The sequence below is a fragment of the Streptomyces sp. NPDC045026 genome (assembly GCF_056432625.1).
On the sequence record NZ_JBWKIS010000016.1, the window covers coordinates 21,916 to 37,276 of the forward strand.

The following is a 15,361-nucleotide window of genomic DNA, read 5'->3' on the forward strand; positions in this document are numbered from 1 at the left end:
GACCGCCGCCTTTCGGTGGACTGGACCTCTGGCTCTCCGAGCGGCTCTGGCCTGCGCGTTCCCCGACGCGTACGGTGATGCGCCATGAAGATCCTCATCAGCGCCGACATGGAGGGCGCCACCGGCGTGACCTGGCCGGGCGACGTGCTGCCCGGCACCCCGCAGTGGGAACGCTGCCGGTCCATGTTCACCTCGGACGTCAACGCCGCCGTGCTGGGCTTCTTCGACGGGGGCGCCGACGAGGTGCTCATCAACGAGGCGCACTGGTCGATGCGCAATCTCCTCCTGGAGCAGCTCGACGAGCGCGCCGAGATGCTCACGGGCCGCCACAAGTCGCTCTCCATGGTCGAGGGCGTCCAGCACGGCGACGTCGACGGCATCGCGTTCATCGGCTACCACACGGGCGCCGGCACGGAGGGCGTCCTCGCTCACACGTATCTGGCCAACTCCATCACCGGCGTCTGGATCAACGGCGTACGGGCGAGCGAGGGCCTGCTGAACGCGCACGTCGTCGCCGAGTACGGCGTACCCGTCGTCCTCGTCACCGGCGACGACCTCACCTGCGACGACGCGCTCGGCTACGCACCCGAGGCCCGCAAGGTCGCGGTCAAGGATCATGTGTCCCGGTATGCGGCGGTCTGCCGTACGCCGAAGAGGACCGCCGCCGACATCAGGGCCGCGGCGCAGGAGGCGGCGGCACTCGCCGTGCGCCACGAGCCCGTCCAGGGCGGCCCGTTCACCATCGAGCTCGAGTTCGACGCCGAGCATCTGTCGATGGCCGCGACGGTCGTGCCCGGCGTCCGGCGCACCGGCGAGCGCAGGGTCTCCTACACGAACGAGAACATGTACGACGGCATCCGCACCTTCAAGGCGGTCACCACGATCGTCTCGGCCGCGGTGGAGGAACAGTATGGCTGAGCAGGCATTTCAGGTGGACGAGCAGGCTCTCGACGAGGTCGTGACCTTCACGTCCGAGCTCATCCGCATCGACACCACCAACCGGGGCGGCGGCGACTGCCAGGAGCGCCCGGCCGCCGAGTACGCGGCCGGAAAGCTCGCCGAGGCCGGCCTGGAGCCGATCCTCCTCGAACGCACCAAGGGGCGCACGAACGTCGTCGCGCGTATCGCCGGCACGGACCCGTCCGCCGACGCGATGCTCGTCCACGGCCACCTCGACGTCGTCCCCGCGGAGGCCGCCGACTGGAGCGTGCACCCGTTCTCCGGCGAGGTCCGCGACGGGGTCGTGTGGGGCCGGGGCGCGGTCGACATGAAGAACATGGACGCGATGATCCTCGCGGTCGTGCGGCAGTGGGCCCGCGCCGGTGTGCGCCCGCGCAGGGACATCGTCGTCGCCTTCACCGCCGACGAGGAGGCGAGCGCCGAGGACGGCTCCGGCTTCCTCGCGGACCAGCACGCCGGCCTCTTCGAGGGCTGTACCGAAGGCATCAGCGAATCGGGCGCCTTCACCTTCCACGACGGCTACGGCAAGCAGATCTACCCGATCGCGGCGGGCGAGCGCGGCACGGGCTGGCTCCGGCTCACCGCGCACGGCAAGGCGGGCCACGGCTCGAAGGTGAACCCCGAGAACGCCGTCACCGAACTCGCCGCCGCCGTCGCACGGATCGGCGCGCACGAGTGGCCGGTGCGGCTCACCCCGACCGTGGCCGCCGCGCTCACCGAACTCGCCGCCCTGTACGGGATCGACGCCGGCGTGGAGTCCCCGGGCTTCTCGGCCGACGAACTCCTCGCCAAGCTCGGCCCGGCCGCGGCTCTCGTCGCGCCGACCGTCCGCAACAGCGCCAACCCGACGATGCTGTCCGCCGGATACAAGATCAACGTGATCCCCGGCGAGGCGACCGCGCACATCGACGGCCGGTATCTGCCGGGAGGCGAGGACGAGTTCCGCGAGACCCTCGACCGGCTCACCGGACCCGATGTGGACTGGGAGTTCGAGCACCGCGAGGTCGCGCTCCAGGCGCCGGTCGACTCGCCGACGTTCGCGGGGATGCGCGCGGCCGTCGAGGAGTTCGCGCCCGAGGGGCACGTCGTGCCGTACTGCATGTCGGGCGGCACCGACGCCAAACAGTTCTCGCGGCTCGGCATCACGGGCTACGGCTTCGCGCCGCTGAAGCTCCCCGAGGGCTTCGACTACCAGGCGCTGTTCCACGGCGTGGACGAGCGGGTCCCGGTCGAGGCGCTGCACTTCGGCGTCCGCGTGCTCGACCGCTTCCTGCGGTCCGCGTAGACACCGCCGGGCAGGTTTCGGCAAGCGGTTCGGGAGACGGTCTAGGAAATGGCGACGCAGGTGGAGAACATGGGGGCCTCTGAAGTCATGGGGGACGTGGACAAGTTGGTGCTGATCCAGGAGTACGGCTCGTGGCCGTCGCCGATCACGGCCGCGCTCGCCGCCGCGCACGACGGGAAGCCGGAGTACGTCGGATTCGTCGGCGACGAGACGTGGTGGACCGAGCCCCGCCCCGCCGAGGCCGGCCGGCGGGCCCTGGTCAGGCGGCGCGCCGACGGCACGGAGCACACCGTGCTGCCCGCGCCGTGGAACGTGCGCAGCCGCGTCATCGAGTACGGCGGCCGGCCGTGGGCGGGCACCGGGCGCCCCGAGGACCCGCACGGCCCCCTGGTCGTCTTTGTCGACTTCGCCGACCAGCGCCTCTACGCCTACGAGCCCGACGCCCCCGGCGCCGTACCCCGCCCCCTGACGCCCGTGTCGCCGGTCGGTGGCGGGCTGCGCTGGGCCGATCCGCAGATCCACCTCGACCGCGGCGAAGTGTGGTGCGTCCTGGAGGAGTTCACCGGGGACGGGCCGGCCGACGTGCGCCGCGTCGTCGCCGCGGTTCCCCTCGACACAAGCGCGGCCGGGGACCGCACCGCCGTGCGTGAACTCTCCGACGGGCGCCACCGGTTCGTCACAGGACCGCGCCTGTCGCCCGACGGCCGGCGCGCCGCCTGGCTCGCCTGGGACCACCCGCGCATGCCGTGGGACGGCACGGAGCTGGTCGTCGCCGACGTGACGCAGGATGGCACGTTCAGCGGGGCGAGGACGGCGTTCGGCGGGCCCGACGAGTCCGTCGCGCAGGTGGAGTGGGCGCCGGACGGAGCCCTCGTCTACTCCAGCGACCGCAGCGGCTGGTGGAACCTCTACCGCGTCGCTCCGGGCGGCGTACCGCGGCCCCTGTGCCCGCGCGAGGAGGAGTTCGGCGGACCGCTCTGGAAGATCGGCCACGGTTGGTTCGCCCCGCTGGAGAGCGGCCTGATCGCCGTCGTCCACGGCGTCGGCGCCACCGCGCTCGGCGTGCTCGACCCGGCGACCGGCGAGGTCGTGGACACGGCGGGACCCTGGACCGAGTGGAGCCCCGCCCTCGCCGCGCACGGCACCCGCGTCGTCGGCATCGCGGCCAGCCCGCGCACCGGCCACGAGGTCGTGGAGCTCGACACCCGGACGGGCCGGGCGCGCGTCGTCGGTGCCGCGCACACCGACGCCGTCGACCCCGCGTACTACCCGGAGCCGCAGATCCGCACCTTCGCGGGCCCTGACGGCAGGGACGTCCACGCCCACATCTATCCGCCGCACAGCCCCACCCACGCCGCGCCCGGCGACGAACTGCCGCCCTACGTCGTGTGGGCCCACGGCGGCCCGACGGGACACTCGCCTCTCGTACTCGACCTGGAGATCGCCTACTTCACCTCGCGCGGCATCGGCGTCGCCGAGGTCAACTACGGCGGCTCGACCGGCTACGGCCGCGCCTACCGCAACCGTCTGCGCGAACAGTGGGGCGTCGTCGACGTCGAGGACTGCGCCGCCGTGGCGCTCGCGCTCGCCGCCGAGGGCACCGCCGACCGCGACCGGCTCGCGATCCGCGGCGGCAGCGCCGGCGGCTGGACCACGGCCGCGTCCCTGACCGGCACCGACGTCTACGCCTGCGGCACGATCCTCTACCCCATCCTCGACCTCACGGCCTGGGGCTCCGGCGAGACCCACGACTTCGAGTCCCAGTACCTGGAGTCGCTCGTCGGGCCGCTCGCCGAGGTGCCCGCGCGGTACGTGGAGCGCTCGCCCGCCGAGCACGCGGATCGGCTCACCGCGCCGTTCCTGCTGCTCCAGGGCCTCGACGACGTGATCTGCCCGCCCGCGCAGTGCGAGCGGTTCCTCGCCCGCCTGGAGGGCCGGCGCGTCCCGCACGCCTACATCGCCTTCGAGGGCGAGGGCCACGGCTTCCGGCGCGCGGACACCATGATCCGTGTCCTGGAGTCGGAACTCTCCCTGTACGCCCAGGTGTTCGGCCTGCATCCGACCGGGATCCCCATACTGGAGCTGTCCAAGTGACGTCACCCGCACCTCTGGCCCGTCCCGCGCGCCTCGCCCCCGGAGCCCGCGTCGCCGTCGTCGCGCCCAGCGGACCCGTCCCCGAGGACCGGCTCGAGGCAGGTCTCGACATCCTGCGCGGCTGGGGCCTCGAGCCCGTCGTGGAGCCCCAAGTCCACTCTGTGGACGGGCGGTTCGACTACCTCGCCGGCGGTGACGCCGAGCGTGCCGCCGGCCTCCAGCGGGCCTGGTGCGACCCGTCCGTCGACGCCGTCCTGTGCGCCCGGGGCGGATACGGCGCTCAGCGCATGGCCGACCTGCTCGACTGGGACGCGATGCGGGCCGCCGGGCCCAAGGTGTTCGTCGGGTACAGCGACATCACCGCGCTGCACGAGGCGTTCGCCGCCCGGCTCGGTTTCGCGACCCTGCACGGGCCGATGGTCGCGGCGGCCGACTTCCTCAAGAGCGCCCGCGCACAAGACCACTTGAGGGCCACGCTCTTCGCACCCGAGACCGTACGGACGATCAAGGCTGTGGAGGGCGGGCGGGCGCTCGTGGGCGGCACCGCGCGCGGCGTCACGCTCGGCGGCTGCCTCTGTCTGCTCGCCGCCGACCTGGGCAACCCGCACGCCCGACCGTCGGCCGCGGGCGGGCTGCTGTGCCTGGAGGACACCGGCGAGGAGACGTACCGCATCGATCGCTACCTCACCCAACTCCTGCGCGCGGGCTGGCTGGACGGGGTCTCCGGGATCCTGCTCGGGTCCTGGGCGGAGTGCGACGCGTACGACGGGTTGCGGGTGCTGCTCGCCGACCGGCTCGGCGGTCTCGGCGTACCGATCGTCGAGGAGTTCGGGTTCGGGCACTGCGAGGGGGCGCTGACGATCCCGTTCGGCATTCCCGGTGAACTCGACGCGGATGCGGGGACGTTGACCCTGGATGTGCCCGCGCTGGCCTGAATCGTTCGCTTACTGAATCTTCGTCAAGAAACACGCGTCCCGGTGATTGACCCGCGTATGACACGTGTCACAACATGACCACGCCCAGACTTACCGGTCGGTAGCCGGTGGGTCTTCCTCAGCGTGGAGGTAGCCGTGTCCCGTGCCGTGCCCCGATCCCGACCACGATCACCACTGCCGCTGGCCCTCGCTCTCGGCGCCATGACCGCCGCGCCCCTCGCCCTCGCGGCGCCCGCGTACGCCGCGCCGCAGACGCAGCAGACGGGCGAATACACCGTCACCGCACTCAAGTTCACGGTCCAGGCCGGCGGCCGCAGCTGTGTCGTGGACGCCGACCTCTACCGGCCCGCCGGCGTCGACGCGGCCCACACCGCGCCCGCCGTCCTCGCCACCAACGGCTTCGGCGGCAGCAAGTCGGACGGCTCGACCGACGCCATCGGCAAGGCCTTCGCCGCGCGCGGCTACGTCGGGCTCGTCTACTCCGGGCTCGGCTTCGGCAAGTCGGGGTGCCTCGTCTCCCTCGACGACCCCCGCATCGACGGCGCGGCGGCCTCCGGACTCGTCGACTTCCTCGCCGGGACCCGCGCGGCCGACGACGGCACGAAGGCCGACTACGTCACCAAGGACGGCAAGGGCGACCCCCGCGTCGGCATGATCGGCGGCTCGTACGGCGGCGCGATCCAGCTGGCCACCGCGGCCGTGGACCACCGCGTCGACGCGCTCGTCCCGATGATCACCTGGAACGACCTGGCGTACTCCCTCGACCCGAACAACGCCGCCGACCGTTCCGTCCCCGGCGCCTTCAAGTGGCAGTGGACCAACGGCTTCTACCTGATCGGTGAGGGCCAGCCCCTCCTCGAACAGTCCCTCGACCCGTCCCGGATCAACAAGCTGACCTGCCTGCACTTCGTCACCGACGCCTGCGAGACGATCAGCACTCTGAACTCCGGCCGCTACCCGTCCGCCAAGGCGGGACCGATGCTCGACTACGCGCGCAGCGTCTCGCCGGTCTCGTATCTGAAGCAGGTCAAGGCGCCGACGCTGCTCGTGCAGGGCCAGTCCGACAGCCTCTTCAACCTGAACGAGGCGCAGGCCACGTACGGAACCCTCAAGGCGCAGGGCACGACCACCAAGATGATCTGGCAGTCCTGGGGCCACAGCGGCGGCCTCACCGATCCGGCGAGCGGCGAACTCAACCTCGCGCAGGGCAACCTGGAGACCTCGTACGTCGGCAAGCGGATCCTCGCCTGGTTCGACCGCTACCTCCAGCACAAGAAGGACGTCGACACCGGGCCCGCGTTCGCCTACTACCGCGACTGGATCACGGACCCGAACCAGACCTACGCCACCGCGCAGAGCGTCCCGGCGCTGAGCCGGAAGCTGTATCTTTCCGGCGACGGCAAGCTCGTCGACAACCGCGCGAAGGTCGCGCGCGGCAGCCGCGAGTACCGGAACTGGCTGATCCCCACCAGCCACTCCGAGTCCTCCCTCGCCGGCCTGATCGGCCTGCCCGACCCCGCCCCGCGCGACACCGCGGGTACCTACCTCGGCTGGACCAGCGAGCCGCTGACCCGCACGACCGACGTCGTGGGCTCCCCGAAGGCCACCCTCAAGGTCGTCTCACCGAAGACCGAGCGCGTCCAGAACTCGGACGACGCCGCCGACAAACTCGTCCTCTTCGCGAAGCTGTACGACATCGCCCCGGACGGCAGCAAGACACTCGTCCACCGACTGGTCGCACCGGTCCGTGTGCCGGACGTGACCCGCTCCTTCACGGTGTCACTGCCCGGCATCGTCCACCGCTACGAGACGGGGCACCGCCTCCAGTTCGTCATCGCGGCCAGCGACGACGCGTACGGCGGCAACAAGGGAATCAAGCCCGTCACCGTCACCAGCTCGCCCGAGGACACCGGCGTCCTGGAGCTGCCGGTCGTCGGACAGTAGGGCCGCCCGGAGCCTGCGGGCCGTCACCCGTACGGCCCGCAGGCCCCACCCCGGAGGGACACGCCGCCGTGCGCGAACCCCGCCCGGCTGCACATGCTGGGCGGGGAAGGCACGCGTCGCTCCGACGGAAGGGTCCACCGATGAGCCCCGACGACAGCAGGCGCACGTGACCGGCAGGCGCAAGTGACACGGACCCGCTGCCGCACCACGGCCGCCGCGTAGGCTGGCCGGATGTCTGCCACCGGCCGCCACCTCGACGAAGGCCCCCGCGTGGGCATACGCCCCTTCACGCTGGCGGACGGCGAAGAGTTCACGGCCAGGGCGCGGGAGAGCGCGCACCTGCACCACCCCTGGCTCTTCCCGCCCACCGCAGCCGACACCTATGCCGCCTACGCGGGCGCCCTCATCGACGATCCGACCCGTTGCGGATTCCTGGTGTGCGAGCGGGCGGGCGACGAGGGCGGTGGCGGCATCGCCGGCTTCATCAACATCAACAACATCGTCCGCGGCGGCTTCCGCAGCGGCGCCCTCGGCTACGGCGCGTTCGCGCACGCGGCGGGCCGCGGCCTCATGAGCGAGGGCCTCGGCCTCGTCGTCCGGTACGCCTTCGGGCCCCTCGGGCTGCACCGCCTGGAGATCAACGCGCAGCCGGGCAACGAGGCGTCCATCGCGCTCGCCCGCCGCGCCGGTTTCCGCCTGGAGGGCTACTCGCCCGACTTCATCTTCGTGGACGGCGCCTGGCGCGACCACGAGCGCTGGGCGCTCACGGCCGAGATGCCCGGTGCTTCCGATTGACCTTCATCGTGTCCATGTCCGTCGCGGACGACTTCAGCGCACCGAAGCCGTAACCCTCACCCAGAGCCCTGAGTGACGCCTCGGCCCGCTCCTCGGCGAGCGCCTCAGCCATCTCCTCGCCGTCCTCGGCGTCCGACTCCACGACGAACCGGTACGAGAAGTGCTTGAGGACCCGGTCGTACGTGAGAGATCCCTCCGGCGTGAACTTCATCGACGCGAGCCCGTGCTCGTCGACCTCGGCGAGCAGCCGCTCGCGCGCTCCGTCCGCCAGACCGTCCCACGTGCCGCGGACGATGACCCGATAGGTGTGCTGCGTTCCCATCCGCGGAGAGTAACCCGGCGGGCCGAATTGCGCCTTTGCTTAATTCTGACCTGGAGAGCCCCTGGTCAGCTGATGGGCGAGCCTGTTCCATGGTCGTCGGGGCACACCGCGTGCGGACGGCGGGCCCCGCGAACCAGGAGGCGGACTTGACGGACTCGCAGGCCGAGCGGACGACCCTTCGACGCGACGCACTGACCCTGCCCGGCGTGGCGGTGGGCGCCCCCGATCCGCTGCCACCACTGCGGCCCCTCGACGAACTGCACGAACTCGACGACCGCTCCAAGCAGGGCATGCCCCGCGACATGGCCCGCCAGATCGGCTACGAGAAGCTGCGCAGCGTCCTGCCGGAGCGGCTCAACAACGGCTACGGCCGCGAGCGCGCCCCCGTCACCCTCGACACGCTCGTGATCGAGAACGACCGGCTGCGCGTCACGGTCCTGCCGGGTCTCGGCGGCCGCATCCACTCGATGTTCCACAAGCCCACCGGGCGCGAACTCCTCTACCGCAACCCGGTGTTCCAGCCCGCCGACTTCGCGCTCAACGGCGCCTGGTTCTCCGGCGGCATCGAGTGGAACATCGGCGCGACCGGGCACACCACCCTGTCCTGCGCACCCCTGCACGCCGCCCGCGTCACCGCCCCCGACGGCGGCGACATGCTGCGCCTGTGGGAGTGGGAGCGCCTGCGCGACCTGCCGTTCCAGGTGGACCTGTGGCTGCCCGCCGGATCCGACTTCCTCCACGTGGGGGTGCGGATACGCAACCCCCACGAACGGCCCGCGCCCGTCTACTGGTGGTCGAACATCGCCGTCCCCGAGGAACACCGTGTCCTCGCCCCCGCCGACGAGGCCTGGCACTTCGGCTACGAGCGCAGCCTGCGCCGCGTCCCCGTCCCGGAGTACGACGGCGTGGACCGCACCTACCCCCTCAGCGGCGAATACCCGGCCGACTACTTCTACGAGGTCCCCGACGGGCAGCGCCGCTGGATCGCCGCGCTCGACGACGACGGTCACGGGCTCGTACAGACCTCGACCGACCTGCTGCGCGGCCGCAAGCTGTTCCTCTGGGGCCACGGCGCGGGCGGCCGGCGCTGGCAGGAGTGGCTGACCGAGCCGGACACGGGCGGCTACGCCGAGATCCAGGCGGGCCTCGCCCGCACCCAGCTGGAGCACGTACGCCTCGACGCCGAGGGCGAGTTCGCGTGGCTGGAGTCGTACGGACCGCTGTCCGCGGCGCCCGACGCCGTGCACTCAGCCGAGGACTGGGCGGCCGCGCGCGGCGAGGTCGAGGAGTGCCTCGAAGCGGCGCTGCCGAGGGCGGATGTCGACGCCGCCTACGCAGCCTGGCGCCCGCACGCCGACACCGAACCGGGGGAGCTGCTCGCGTCCGGCTCCGGCTGGGGCGCCCTCGAAGTGCTGCGCGGCGACTTCAAGCTGCCCGGCACCCCCTTCGCCGAGTCGACCCTCGGCCCGGCGCAGGCACCCTGGCTCGACCTCCTGCGCACCGGCTCCATCCCCGAGCCGCGCCGCGTCGGACCGCCCGGCCCCACCCTCGTCGCGCCGCACTGGCGGGACATGCTGGAGACGGCGCCCGCACAGCCGCTCACCGAGTACCACCTCGGCGTCGCCCAATGGCACGCGGGCGACCTGGCCCAGGCGGTGCGCAGCTGGGAGCGGGGCCTCGAACTCGCCCCGTCCCTCTGGCCGTTGCTGCGCTGCCTCGCCGTCGCCGACCAGGAGGCGGGCCATCGCGAACGCGCCGCCGACCGCTACGCCGAAGCCTTCGACGACCTGTGCCAGGAGCGGCGCGACGACGGCGAGGCATGGACGGCGGCCACCGCGGCGCTGGGCCGCGAGGCCATCGACGCGCTGCTCGCGGCCCGCCGCCCCGGACCGGCCCGCGCCGTCTGGGACCGGCTGCACGCCACGACCCGCGCCCGCGGCCGCTTCCGGCTCGTCGAGGTCCGGCTCCTGCTCGCCGAGGGCGACAAGGAGGCGGCACGGGCCGTGTTCGACGAGGGCTTCGAGGTCGCCGACCTGCGCGAGGGCTCGGAGGTCATCGCCGAACTGTGGGCGCGCCTCGCCGCACCGGGCGAACGGCTGCCCGCCCAGTACGACTTCAGCATGCGTCCCAGCGAGTCCTGACCGGGGCGCGAACGGAGCGGGTGGTCAGGGCAGCAGCAGCTCGCCGTCCCTGGCCACGACCCGGCCCGCCCTGACCACCAGGTCACGCGCGGGCAGGTCCACCACGACCTGGGGCAGGCACTCGCCGCGCACCAGGAAGAAGTCGGCCGGTGAGCCGGGGGACAGATCCAGGTGGGGGAGGCCGACGACACGGGCGCCGTCGTCGGCGGCGACACGGAAGGCGTCGGCCAACTCCTCGTCCAGGCGCGCCCCTTGGGCCCGCGCGAGCAGGTGCGCCCGGTGTAGCATGTCGGCGTTGCCGAACGGGCTCCACGAGTCGCGCACCCCGTCCGAGCCGAGCCCGACCCGTACCCCGAGCTCGCGGAGCCGGCGCGTGGGCAGGACCAGCGGCCGCGACGGCGCGACGGTCGTCAGGGAGATCCCCGCGTCCGCCAACTCGGCGCCCATCCGGTCGAGTTCGACCCCTTCGAGGCCGGGCACGCAGAACGCGTGACTGATGCTGACCTTGCCCTGGAGGGACAGCGCCCTGGTCCGGTCGATGATCGCGTGGACCGCCGTCAGGCCGGGGCCGTCCTGGTCGTGGAGGTGGATGTCGACACCCACGCCGTGCCGGTCGGCGATGCCGAAGACCAGGTCGAGCTGGGCGTCGAGCGCCTCGTCGAAGCCGATCGGGTCGATACCGCCCACGATGTCGATGCCACCGGTGCGGGCCGCCTCCTCGAGGAGCTCCGCGGTACCGGGCGCCCGCAGGACGCCGTGCTGCGGGAACGCGACGATCTGCACGTCGAGCGCGTCCCGCAGAGTCTCCCGCGCGGCGCCGACACCCTCGACACCGGCAAGGCCGAAAGCGGGCGCGACATCGACATGGGCCCGCATCGCCCGAGTGCCCCGGGTGACCGCGTGCGCCATCAGACGCTGCGCGCGGTCCTTGAGGGGCGTGGTCTGCGAGCGGTACAACTCGGCGTCCGCAGCGGCGAATTCGGCGATCCCCGACGCGGGCTTGCGCGACACCCAGGGCTCGCCCCACGCGGTCTTGTCCGGGTGGATGTGCGCGTCCACGAGAGTGGGCAGCGCGATCCGGCCGCCGCAGTCGACGACCTCGGCACCCTCGGGCGCCGGACCGTCGGCGATCACCCCGTCGACGACCGTGAGGTCCACGGTTTCCGTCGCACCGAGCGGGCGTACGCTCCTGAAGACGACGGCGCTCATACGGCGACCCCCGCGCGCACCACGCGCACCGGCTTCTTCAGCACGGAGATGTCGGCCAGCGGGTCGCCGGACACGAGGATCGCGTCGCCCGCGAAGCCGCGCGCGAGACGCCCCACCGTGCCGTCCAGGCCGAGGAGGCGGGCCGCGTTGACGGTCGCCGTGCGGATCGCGTCGAGCGCGGACAGGCCCGCCGAGTGCATCAGTTCGATCTCACTGCCGATCGGCTCGACCTCGCCGCCCGACGAGTCCGTGCCGGACACGAGGGGCACGCCCAGCTCGTGCGCCGCGAGCGCGGCGGCCTTGAGCTTGGGCAGGTAGGTCCGCCCGCGCTCGTCGAGCACCGGGTTGCTGGAGCCGATCATCCCCGCGATGGCGATCATCGTCGGCGTGAAGTACGTGCCCCTGCGCCGCATTTCGTGCAGGGTGCGCTCGCCGACGAACGCGCCGTGCTCCAGCGACGTGATGCCGGCTGTCACCGCGTCGTGGCAGCCCTTCTCGCTGTAGCTGTGGCACAGCACGCCCTTGCCGCCGCGCCTGGCGGCCGCGACGACCTCGGACAGCTGCTCGTGGCTGTAGACTTGGGCGAGCGGGTCCTGCTCGGGCAGACCGGCGCGCTCGTTCACGCGCGTCTTGATGACGTCGGCGCCGCGGGCCAGGTTGACCTGGACGACCCGGCGCAGCGCCTCGGGCGAGCGCACGCCCTCACTGAGCCGGGCGAGCGGGGTGAGGTCCGGGTCGCCGAGCACCGTGTCGCCGAGGTCGGGTGTGACGAAGATGCCGGCCGCCCGCAGTCTCGGGGCGAGCTTCGGTGCCTGGCGGGCCAACTCCCGTACGGCGATGTCCTGGTAGAAGTTCGTCGAGCCGCTGCGCGCGCTGGTGGCGCCGAGCCGGACGGCCGTCTTCGCCTCGGCGGCGGTGTTGAGGTGGATGTGCGAGTCGATGAGTCCGGGCAGGACCCACCGGCCGCGCGCGTCGAGGACGGTGGCGCCCTTGGGGACGTCGACGCGTGCCCGGGTCCCGGCCGCGCGGACGACGCCGTCGCGGATGACGACGACCGCGTCCTCGGTGACCTCGCCCGTCGCGGGGTCGAGGAGCGTGCCGCCGTCGATGACGAGGTCACCGCCGCGGGGGGCGCCGGCGGAGCGGGCGGCGGACATGCCGGTGGACGGGGCGGCGGACGCGCCGGGCGCGGCGGCGAGGGCGGCCGTGGTGCCCGCCAGCGCGGCGGCACCCGCGAGCACGCCTCGGCGGGTCAGCCGGTTCGACGGCGGGGGGCAGTTCTCGACGCACATGCGGGGGCTCCTCGGCGGACGGCGGGAGGGATCGGTTGGTCCAACGTTTTGTATACCAAGATGGGAGAGCGGGCAAGGAGGGGATGATTCCGCTGGGGTGCGACCTGGGTGTGAGCTGGGTATTTATGGCGGGATCCGCCGGGCGTCCGGTCGACCATGTGTGTGGGTGAGTGGGTTCTACGCGAGGTTGGTATACAAGGCGGCGGCACTGCCACCGCCACCGCCACCGTGATCGTTCTCGTCGCCGAAGAGCGAGCGCAGCGCCACCGACCGGCTGTCGCGCACATGCAGCAGCGTGCTCGCCGCGGCGGTCTCCTCGTCGCCCGCGACGATGTGCCGGAAGATCACCGCGTGCTGCGCCCGCATGTGGGCCGGCTCCTCGCGCATACCGAACAGCAGCTGGAGCTGCCAGCCGAGCTGCTCCATGGTGCGCGCGAGGAGCGGGTTCCCGGACAGGGCCACGATGCCCTCGTGGAACGCGGTGTGCGCGGCCACTTCACTCGCTCCCTCGTCCGCCGCGGCCGCCCGCTCCGCCACGTCCAGCGTCCCGCGCAGCGCGCCGAGCCCCTCCGGCTCCTGTGGCGCGGCCCGCGCAACGCGCCGGGCCGCGAGCCGCGACGCCTGTACGGCCAGCGGTTCCCACACCTCGTAGAGATGCTCCACGTCGGCCCGCGCCAGCCGCCGCACGCGCACCCCGCTGTGCGGCAGGAGTTCGAGCAGGCCCTCGGTGACGAGTGAGCGCAGCGCCTCCCGTACGGGGACGCGAGACATCTGGAGCTCTGCGGCGATCTCGCGTTCCACGAGCCGGGAGCCCTGCGGGTAGCGCCGGTCGACGATGCGCTCGCGGATCGCGTCCCGCGCGCGCGAGCCGAGCGGCGGCCGGGTCCCGCCGCGCTTCGCGGATTCCCCGGGCTCCCGGGTCTCCCCGGCGCCGCCGTCGCTGCCCGCCATGTTCACCGTCCTCGCTCCCATGTGCCCCGGGCGAGAATACGTGGGCGGGCCGGTGCCCCTGCTCTAGGACTGGGCCTGCCCCTGCCGGTCGGCGTACTCGAAGACCGATCCGTCAGGGTGCATCGCGATCAGATTGCGGCCCGCGGGCGTCGGGACCGGCCCCGCGAGGACGCGTGCGCCGGACGCGCTGAGCACGGCGTGGGCCTCGTCGACGTCCGGAACGGCGATCGTCGCCGAGACCTTGCGCAGGACGTCGATCTCCTCCTTCGGCCCGCTCATGAGGAGGAAGCAGCCGACCGCCGCGACGGAGACGCCGCCGCGCTCGAAGCGCAGGGCCCGGCTGCCCGCGAGCCGTTCGTAGAACGCGACCGAGGACTCCAGGTCCTCGACGCAGATACGCAGCGTGGTTCCCAGGATCTCCATAGCGGTGAGCGTAGTTGGCCACGTGCGGACGTGTGATCGTTTCCGGGGATCGGCCATGAACAGGCGGGGGCCCGTGTCACCGGCCTCCCGGTGGCACGGGCCCCGCAGCGCCCGGCTCGGCGCGGGTCAGCCGGCGGCGCCCCCGCGATCCGTCTTGCGGCACAGGATTTCGCCGTGCAGCGCCGAGAACCAGGCGTCGGGCTGCTTCCCCCAGGCCCGCCACGCCTCGGAGACCGCTGCCAGCTGTCCGGGCTTCGCGTGGCCGCTCTGCGCCGCGCGCTCGGCGTACGCGGAGGCGACGGTGCGGTCCGCCCACAGGCCGCTCCACCAGTCGATCTCCTCAGGTGTGGAGTAACACCAGGTGGAGGACGACGAGTTGATGTCGGCCGCGTCGAAGCCGGCCTCCAGCGCCCAGGACTTGAGGCGCCGGCCCGCGTCCGGCTCGCCGCCGTTGGCGCGGGCGACCCGCCGGTACAGGTCCAGCCAGTCGTCCATGGCCGGAGTGTTCGGGTACCAGGTCATGGCCGCGTAGTCCGCATCGCGGACGGCGATGAACCCGGTGGGCTTGGTGACGCGGCGCATCTCGCGCAGGGCCTGTACCGGGTCGCCGACGTGCTGGAGCACCTGGTGGGCGTGCACGACACAGAACGTGTCGTCCGGGTAGTCCAGCGCGTGGACGTCCGCCGTCGCGAAGTCGACGTTGGTCAGGCCGCGTTCGGCCGCCGTCGCCCGCGCCTGGTCGAGGATCCCCGCGGCCTGGTCCACGCCGGTGACATGTCCCTCGGGGACCAGCGCCGCCAGGTCGGCGGTGATGGTGCCCGGACCGCACCCGATGTCCAGGATCTTCATGTGCGGCTTCAGCGAACCGAGCAGATACGCCGCCGAGTTGGCGGCGGTGCGCCAGGTGTGGGAGCGCAGCACGGACTCGTGATGGCCGTGCGTGTAGACAGCCGTCTCCTTCGGCATGGTGGACCCCTTCGCGAGAAACGGTGAGCGGTGAACGGTCGAAC

General features: G+C 72.6%; 12 protein-coding genes and 1 pseudogene. 7 read left to right on the plus strand and 6 right to left on the minus strand.

Annotation, left to right across the window (positions count from 1 at the left end):
* Positions 1 to 84 precede the first annotated feature (84 nt).
* From AC07EJ_RS28880 to AC07EJ_RS28905, 6 genes are all read left to right on the plus strand, one after another.
* The gene (locus AC07EJ_RS28880; RefSeq protein ID WP_393583433.1) at positions 85 to 918 is read left to right on the plus strand and encodes a M55 family metallopeptidase; all 834 of its coding nucleotides are present in this window, start codon (positions 85 to 87) and stop codon (positions 916 to 918) included.
* Complete coding sequence (locus AC07EJ_RS28885) at positions 911 to 2,245, plus strand: M20/M25/M40 family metallo-hydrolase (protein ID WP_389483067.1); 1,335 nt, start codon at positions 911 to 913, stop codon at positions 2,243 to 2,245. The genes AC07EJ_RS28880 and AC07EJ_RS28885 overlap by 8 nt, the downstream gene beginning before the upstream one ends.
* Before the next feature lie 87 nt (positions 2,246 to 2,332).
* Positions 2,333 to 4,339, plus strand: a complete 2,007-nt coding sequence (locus AC07EJ_RS28890) for a S9 family peptidase (protein WP_478885396.1) — start codon at positions 2,333 to 2,335, stop codon at positions 4,337 to 4,339.
* Complete coding sequence (locus AC07EJ_RS28895) at positions 4,336 to 5,274, plus strand: S66 peptidase family protein (RefSeq protein WP_478885352.1); 939 nt, start codon at positions 4,336 to 4,338, stop codon at positions 5,272 to 5,274. Before AC07EJ_RS28890 ends, AC07EJ_RS28895 begins: the two co-directional genes overlap by 4 nt.
* Before the next feature lie 201 nt (positions 5,275 to 5,475).
* Positions 5,476 to 7,218: a CocE/NonD family hydrolase gene (locus AC07EJ_RS28900; RefSeq protein ID WP_478885353.1), complete on the plus strand. Its 1,743-nt coding sequence runs from the start codon at positions 5,476 to 5,478 to the stop codon at positions 7,216 to 7,218.
* Between the two features lie 231 nt (positions 7,219 to 7,449).
* A complete protein-coding gene (locus AC07EJ_RS28905) occupies positions 7,450 to 8,013 on the plus strand; it encodes a GNAT family N-acetyltransferase (RefSeq protein WP_389483059.1) in 564 nt (187 codons plus the stop codon).
* Here the strand turns inward: AC07EJ_RS28905 and AC07EJ_RS28910 are convergent.
* Positions 7,982 to 8,335 carry a DUF6204 family protein gene (locus tag AC07EJ_RS28910; protein ID WP_362901600.1) on the minus strand — a complete coding sequence of 118 codons (354 nt, stop codon included), beginning with the start codon at positions 8,333 to 8,335 and terminating at the stop codon, positions 7,982 to 7,984. The two genes, AC07EJ_RS28905 and AC07EJ_RS28910, sit on opposite strands and share 32 nt — an antisense overlap.
* Positions 8,336 to 8,481: 146 nt before the next feature.
* Between AC07EJ_RS28910 and AC07EJ_RS28915 the strand changes: the two genes are divergently transcribed.
* Entirely contained in the window at positions 8,482 to 10,476 is a 1,995-nt protein-coding gene (locus tag AC07EJ_RS28915; protein ID WP_389483056.1) for a DUF5107 domain-containing protein, read from the plus strand.
* A 24-nt stretch (positions 10,477 to 10,500) separates the two neighbouring features.
* Here AC07EJ_RS28915 and AC07EJ_RS28920 read toward each other — a convergent pair.
* The 5 genes and pseudogenes from AC07EJ_RS28920 to AC07EJ_RS28940 form a co-directional block, all read right to left on the minus strand.
* Positions 10,501 to 11,694: pseudogene (locus AC07EJ_RS28920) on the minus strand (amidohydrolase); the annotation flags it as partial.
* Entirely contained in the window at positions 11,682 to 12,977 is a 1,296-nt protein-coding gene (locus AC07EJ_RS28925) for an amidohydrolase family protein (RefSeq protein WP_478885354.1), read from the minus strand. The pseudogene AC07EJ_RS28920 and the gene AC07EJ_RS28925, both read right to left, overlap by 13 nt.
* Before the next feature lie 177 nt (positions 12,978 to 13,154).
* Positions 13,155 to 13,928: a GntR family transcriptional regulator gene (locus tag AC07EJ_RS28930; RefSeq protein WP_478885355.1), complete on the minus strand. Its 774-nt coding sequence runs from the start codon at positions 13,926 to 13,928 to the stop codon at positions 13,155 to 13,157.
* Between the two features lie 63 nt (positions 13,929 to 13,991).
* Complete coding sequence (locus tag AC07EJ_RS28935; protein WP_389483049.1) at positions 13,992 to 14,351, minus strand: VOC family protein; 360 nt, start codon at positions 14,349 to 14,351, stop codon at positions 13,992 to 13,994.
* Positions 14,352 to 14,477: 126 nt separating this feature from the next.
* Positions 14,478 to 15,317 (minus strand): class I SAM-dependent methyltransferase, encoded by an 840-nt coding sequence (locus tag AC07EJ_RS28940; protein ID WP_389483047.1) that lies wholly within the window; start codon positions 15,315 to 15,317, stop codon positions 14,478 to 14,480.
* Between the last annotated feature and the right edge of the window lie 44 nt (positions 15,318 to 15,361).